Genomic DNA, 6,313 nt, shown 5'->3' on the forward strand with positions numbered 1-6,313 from the left:
GTTGCGTATCGCTTCCTCGGCGACGCGCTGGCGCTCGTCGGCCGCCTGCTTGTTGCGGCGCGCCGGGCTATCGACCACGGCGCCGATCTCGATCGCGATCTTGACGCCATGGCCCAGCGTCGCCAGCGCGGCCTGGAGTTTTTCGCGGCTGCTGGTCTGATTGAGCGACTCGCGCTCGACCCGCAGCAGCCACTGGTCGACATCGCGGGCCACCAGCTGCGACTGCAACGCGAGCTCGCGCGCCAAGGCGTTGATGGCCTCGGCCACGACCATCTGGGTCACCGTGGCGTGCCAGAAGTCGCCCTCCTCGCTGGGCGGAATCGGCGCCGAGGGGGCGGAGGGCACGCCCGCCTGGACCTCGCGCGCACCGGGCGGCGGCTGCACGCGCACCGGCATCGCCATCAGTTTCGCGGCCGTGGGTGCCGAGTCGTCGGCAGCGGCTGCCGGTCTGGGCGGTACCGACGCGTTCAGCGCCGGGCCATCGACCACCGGCAGCCGCTGGCCCGGCGGCGTATGTGCGGCGACGGACGTCATCGCTGCGGGCGCGGGGGCCGGGGCGCGCGGAGCGTCTGCGGTGATCGGACGCGCCGCTTCGACAGCAGGAGGCGCGGCCCGGGGCGCATCGGCGACCGGCCGCGCAGGCTCATTCAGAGTTTTTTTTTCCGTGCCGGCCGCAACGGCGGGCTTGAAGGCCAGCAGGCGCAGCAGCACCATCGTGAGCGCCGCGTACTCGTCGGGCGCCAGACCGAGTTCGCCACGCCCGTGCAGGCAGAGGCTGTAGAGCAACTGCGTCTCGTCGGCCGGCAGCAGCGCCGCAAGGCGCGCGGTCTCGGCCGCGTCGGGGTCGGTGCCGTCACGCGACTCGGCGCGCGAAGGTACGGCCTGCAGCACCGCCATGCCCTGCAGCACGGTCGTCATCTCCTCCAGCGTGGAGGCGGCCGACAAACCGTCGCGGCGCAGACCTTCGGAGGTCTCGACCACTGTCTTTCCGTCACCCTGCGCGAGGGCCTCGATCAGCCGGAACACATGGCCGCGGTCGACGCTGCCGAGCATCTGCCGCACGCCGGTCTCGAGCAACTCGCCATTGCCGAAGGCGATCGCCTGGTCGGTCAGCGAGAGCGCATCGCGCATCGAGCCGCGGGCAGCGCGCGAAATCAGGCGCAACGCGAGCGGCTCGGCCGGCACGGCTTCGGTCTGCAGCACCTGCGTCAGATGCTCGAGCACGGTCTCGGGCGCCATCGGCCGCAGGTTGAACTGCAGGCAGCGCGACAGGACGGTGACCGGCACCTTTTGCGGGTCGGTGGTGGCCAGCACGAACTTGAGGTATTCGGGCGGTTCCTCGAGCGTCTTCAGCATCGCGTTGAACGCGTGGCCCGTGAGCATGTGCACTTCGTCGATCATGAAGACCTTGAAGCGGCCCTGCACCGGCTTGTAGACCGCCTGCTCCAGCAGCGCCTGCACCTCGTCGACACCGCGGTTGGAGGCCGCATCGAGTTCGGTGTAGTCGACGAAGCGGCCAGCGTCGATGTCCTTGCACGCCTGGCATAGGCCGCACGGCGTGGCCGTGATGCCGCCCTGGCCGTCGGGCCCCTGGCAGTTGAGCGACTTGGCCAGGATGCGCGAGACCGTGGTCTTGCCGACGCCGCGCGTGCCGGTGAACAGGTAGGCGTGATGCAGACGCTGCGAGGTGAGCGCGTTTTCGAGCGCCTGGACGACATGCTCTTGGCCCACCATCTCGCTGAAGGTTCGGGGACGGTGTTTGCGAGCGAGCACGAGATAGGCCATCGGCGCATTTTAGGTCGACGCGGCGACCCGCCCCGCGCAACGGCCTAGGCCATCTTGCAGATGGCTTTCGCGGCCCCCGCACCTAGCATGAAAAACCCTCCGAGGAGATCGACATGTCCACTGCGACGCGCAAGGCGGCCCGCCCGGCCACAGCCAGCAGATCCAGCCAGCCGGGGGCCCTCACCCCACGGCGCTATTGCTCGCAGCCGGTGCAGCAGGTTCGCCATTTCGATCTCAGCGTCGCGGCCGGCCGCGCCCGTGCCATCATCGCCGCGAGCAAGAAGTGGGTGAACGGCACCCAACTCACCTACTACTGTTTCAAGCGCGGCGACGGCGTGCCCGCGGCCTGGCAGGGCAGCACGGCGGACATCGGCGTCGTCGACACCTCCTTCGAGACCTGGGCCAAGCTCGGCATCGGCATCAGTTTCAGGCGCACGGAAGCGCCCGAGGACGCCATGGTGCGCATCGGCTTCGATCCGCAGGATGGTTCCTGGTCCTATGTCGGGCGCGATGTGCTCAACACCAGGTCGCCGCAGGAGCGCACCATGAATTTCGGCTGGGCGTTGACCACCGCCTACGGCCACGACACGGCGCTGCACGAGATCGGCCACACGCTCGGACTCGAACACGAGCACCAGAACCCGAACGCCGGCATCTCCTGGAACCGCGAGGCGGTGCTCGCCTACTTCAAGGGTCCGCCGAACAGCTGGGACGAGTCGCAGATCGAGTGGAACATCCTGCGCAAGATCCCGGTGTCCGAGGTCAAGGGCACCACCTGGGATCCGGATTCCGTCATGGAATACCAGTTCGACGCCGGACTGATCATCGCGCCGGAGAAATACAAGGCCGGCCTGCAGCCCAAGGGCGGGCTCTCCTATGCGGACAAGGCGTGGGTCGTGGAGTCGTACCCGGGCGTCAGGGCGCCCTCGACCGCCACGTTGAAAGTCGGGCTGTCGCAACTGCTCAAGCTGAAGGCCGGCGAGACGCGCACCTTCGACTTCACCCCGGCCCGCACGCGGACCTACAACATCGGCACCTTCGGCACCTCCGACACCGTGCTGGTGCTGTTCGAGGTCACGCCCAACGGCAATGTGCAGATCGCGGGCGCGGACGACAGCGGCACCGACCTGAACGCCAAGGTCAGCATGCGGCTGAACAAGGGCCGCCGCTACCAGATTGGCGTGCGCCTCTATTACGCGGACGCGGCGCTCGAAACCTCGTTGATGGTCTGGTGAAAAAAGCCGGGGCGCCCGAGTCGCCTACAATCCCGAGTTGACGGGCCTCCCCGCATGGTGAAGCGGCCAAACGGGTCAGGTGGGGAACCAAGCAGCCCTAACTGCGTAGTCAGTGCCGGGGGTAAGGCTCGTCAACCTCACATCAAAAAGCCTTGAGTTCTCGATAACTTGAGCGCCATCAACCGCTAGGGCGGGAAATAGTCCTGAAGCAAAACGACCCCAGGTGTCACCACATGGGGCCGCGTGAGGGAAATCGGACAACTACGGGAGCTTGGCCAGTATCTTGTCCATTTCCTGGCTCGAATACGCGCGCATCGAAGCGATGCGCACATTCCCCTGGCTGGCCGTCGCGATGCTGAACGCCGCCAATGCGAGTTCGTCCTCTGCCTCGAGCACGCAGACGAGGTCGTACTTGCCCATGGTCCAGAACAGTTCCCGCATGGTGACTCCGCCCTTTTTTGCAGCTTCCTTGGCGGCAGCGGCCCGTTTGGTCGTGTCCTTGACCGATTGAATGCCCTTGTCGGTGAAGCTCATCAAGCCAATGTAGGTGATCATGTCAACCTCCTTTGAGCTGAAAGTAGGTGGCCTTGCCGACTGCCTCGAACCGACGCGGCCACCTGCCGTCGATCCAGATCACGACCAGTGAAATGACCTGCTGGTCCCTGGCCAGGAGCGCAGCGTCACAGGAGCGAACCTCGCGCAGGGCGGCAAGGAGTTTCACTGAGGGGCGACCCGGCGCATGCTACGCGCTTGGTCGGCGGTGGCAAGGCTGGTCCGATGGGCGGGAAGCACGATGTCCACCGGGCATGACGCCCTCCTGGTGGACCGGATCGCGTCATCCGGCGCGCTGCATCTCGGCCGCAATGACCTCGAGTTCGTCCAGGAGCGCCCAGCCCTCGCCTTCCTCGCCCTCGCGGCTCTCGGTCAGCAACTCGACCGCGAACTCCATCTGCATCGGCGTGAACAGATGGGCCATCATGCCCCTGAGTTGGTGGGCACTGCGCGGCGGATGGCCTGAGGCCTTCTCCGCCAGGTGGATGGCGCGAATCAGGTTCACCTGCGGATAGCTCAGTGCTTGTTCGCCGCAGTGGCCCAGATAGGCAGTCAGGGAGCGCGCGGCACGCTTGCAGGCCTGCCGCGTCTCGGCGCCGAGGGCTGCGGTCTGCGCATCCGCGCGGCGCCCCTCCGCCAGGATGTCTGGGGCAGAGGTCTCGTTGTTCTGGGTCATGCTGTGGTGGAGCGGGAGTGGGCCGATCGGGGTGCGCAGGCGGTCCGGTCTGGTGGACCGATCCCGCCGCACATGACTCCGAGCTTCGGCGATCTCCCTGAAGGCAGCCTTAAACGAAGTACCCGCTCAAGCGCAAAATACTGTATTTTTATACAGTCATTTTGCTAGAATGGACCGCCTCCAATAACAAGACAACGGCGAGACCATGCCCCCCTTCACCCCTTCCCTGGCAGCTGGCCGGGTGCTGCCTTCACGGCCTCCGCCGCGCCCAGCTCGCCCCTCCTGGCCCTTTCGAGTGGCCCGCGAGCCGCCTCCGGCCCCTCAGATCAGGGCGCAGGCGGCGCGGGTCATCGCAACCACCGCACGGCACTGGGGGGTCGACGAAAACTGAGATTCGAGCACTACTTCAAGCGTTCCAGCACGCCGCGCGCGGCCGCTGCGCCGCTCGCCATCGAGGCGGTCAGCAGATAGCCGCCGGTCGGCGCTTCCCAGTCGAGCATCTCGCCCGCAAAGAACACCCCCGGCAGCGCGGCCCCCATCAGCTTGTCATCGAGCGCATCGAAGCGCACGCCGCCGCCGGTGCTGATGGCTTCGTCGAGCGGCCTCGGCGCCAGCAGCCTGAGCGGCACCGCCTTGATGGTTTCGGCCAGCTTGTCGGGCGATTGCATTTCTTCGCGCGTGAGCACTTCGTGCAGCACACCGGCCTTGATGCCCTCGAGGCCGAGGCGGCTTTTCAGGTGACTGGCCAGGGATCGCGCGCCGCGCGGATGCAGCACTGCGGCGCGCACCTGTTCGGCGCTGCGATCGGGCAGCAGGTCGAGCATCAGGAGGGCGCTGCCGCTCTCGGTGATCTCGTCGCGCAACAAGGCCGAAGCCGCATAGATCAGGCTGCCTTCGACGCCGGTGGCGGTCGCCACGAACTCGCCCTTGCGCGCGAAGCGCCGACCCTGGGCATCGCTGACCGTGATCGCCACCGACTTGAAGGGCATGCCGGCGAAGCGCTCGGCGAAATGCGGGGTCCAGCCCAGGTCGAAGCCGCAGTTGGCCGGCACCAGCGGAGCGACCGCCACGCCGCGTCCTGCCACCCACGGCACCCAGGCGCCGTCGGAACCCAGCCGCGACCAGCTCGCGCCGCCGAGCGCCAGCACCACGGCATCGTGGGCGGCAACGACTTCGGCGCCGGGCGCGGCGAAGTGCAGCGTGGTGGCCGGCATCGACGCATCCGGCCAGCCCAGCCAGCGGTGGCGCATGTGGAACTGCACGCCGGCCTGCCGCAGCCGATGCAGCCAGGCACGCAGCAGCGGCGCAGCCTTCATGTCCTTCGGGAACACGCGCCCCGAAGTGCCGACGAAGGTCTCGATGCCGAGTCCATGTGCCCACGCGCGCAGTTGATCGGGGCCGAACCGTCGCAGCAGGGGCTCAAGCGCGGCGCGCTGCGGGCCGAAGCGGCCGACGAAGACCTCGTAAGGCTCCGAGTGCGTCAGGTTGAGGCCACCACGGCCGGCCAGAAGGAACTTGCGCCYGACCGAGGGCATGGTGTCGTAGAGATGCACCTCGACGCCTTCGCCGCCGAGCACTTCGGCAGCCATCAATCCGGCGGGGCCGCCACCGACCACCGCGACTTTCTTTCTTTGATTCATGCGTCGAGTGTCACCGCTTTGGCTATCGACGCCATAGCTTGCGCGTCGACCACGGCATCACTTGGTTTCTGTCACAATGACCCGCACTTTAGCTGCACCGAAACTCTCCGCGCAGAAGGACACACCCCCATGGCCAGCGACCTCATCAAACACATCTCCGACTCTTCTTTCGAAGCCGACGTGCTCAAGTCCGGCAAGCCTGTGCTGGTCGACTACTGGGCCGAATGGTGCGGTCCCTGCAAGATGATCGCGCCGATCCTCGACGAGGTCTCCAGCACCTATGAAGGCAAGCTGCAGATCGCCAAGATGAACGTCGACGAGAACCGCGACATCCCGGCCAAGTTCGGCATCCGCGGCATCCCGACCCTGATGCTGTTCAAGGACGGCCAGCTGGCCGCCACCAAGGTCGGCGCCATGAGCAAGGC

Annotated in this window: 6 protein-coding genes and 1 other RNA gene; 3 read left to right on the top strand and 4 right to left on the bottom strand. The window is 67.0% G+C overall.

Annotated features, from left to right (window positions below):
- The coding region (gene dnaX / locus AC1D2K_RS27675) for a DNA polymerase III subunit gamma/tau (RefSeq protein WP_478092691.1) at positions 1–1,785 on the bottom strand (1,785 nt) is incomplete at its 3' end.
- Positions 1,786–1,898: 113 nt separating this feature from the next.
- Here dnaX and AC1D2K_RS27680 point away from each other — a divergent pair.
- Both AC1D2K_RS27680 and ffs read left to right on the top strand, forming a co-directional pair.
- Positions 1,899–3,020, top strand: a complete 1,122-nt coding sequence (locus AC1D2K_RS27680; RefSeq protein ID WP_478092692.1) for a M12 family metallopeptidase — start codon at positions 1,899–1,901, stop codon at positions 3,018–3,020.
- 39 nt (positions 3,021–3,059) lie between these two features.
- Positions 3,060–3,156, top strand: an RNA gene (gene ffs / locus AC1D2K_RS27685) — signal recognition particle sRNA small type.
- Between the two features lie 125 nt (positions 3,157–3,281).
- Here ffs and AC1D2K_RS27690 read toward each other — a convergent pair.
- The 3 genes from AC1D2K_RS27690 to AC1D2K_RS27700 form a co-directional block, all read right to left on the bottom strand.
- A complete protein-coding gene (locus AC1D2K_RS27690; protein ID WP_478092694.1) occupies positions 3,282–3,575 on the bottom strand; it encodes a GYD domain-containing protein in 294 nt (97 codons plus the stop codon).
- A gap of 280 nt (positions 3,576–3,855) precedes the next feature.
- On the bottom strand, positions 3,856–4,248 hold the full coding sequence (locus AC1D2K_RS27695) for a hypothetical protein (protein ID WP_478092695.1): 393 nt from the start codon (positions 4,246–4,248) through the stop codon (positions 3,856–3,858).
- Positions 4,249–4,649: 401 nt separating this feature from the next.
- A complete protein-coding gene (locus AC1D2K_RS27700) occupies positions 4,650–5,888 on the bottom strand; it encodes a TIGR03862 family flavoprotein (RefSeq protein ID WP_478092697.1) in 1,239 nt (412 codons plus the stop codon).
- 129 nt (positions 5,889–6,017) lie between these two features.
- On the opposite strand from AC1D2K_RS27700, the gene trxA reads away from it, so the two are divergent.
- Positions 6,018–6,313 (top strand): thioredoxin TrxA (gene trxA / locus AC1D2K_RS27705; protein ID WP_478092699.1); only part of this gene is annotated, 296 nt, incomplete at its 3' end.

Source organism: Variovorax sp. P1_H12_2 (genome assembly GCF_056405335.1).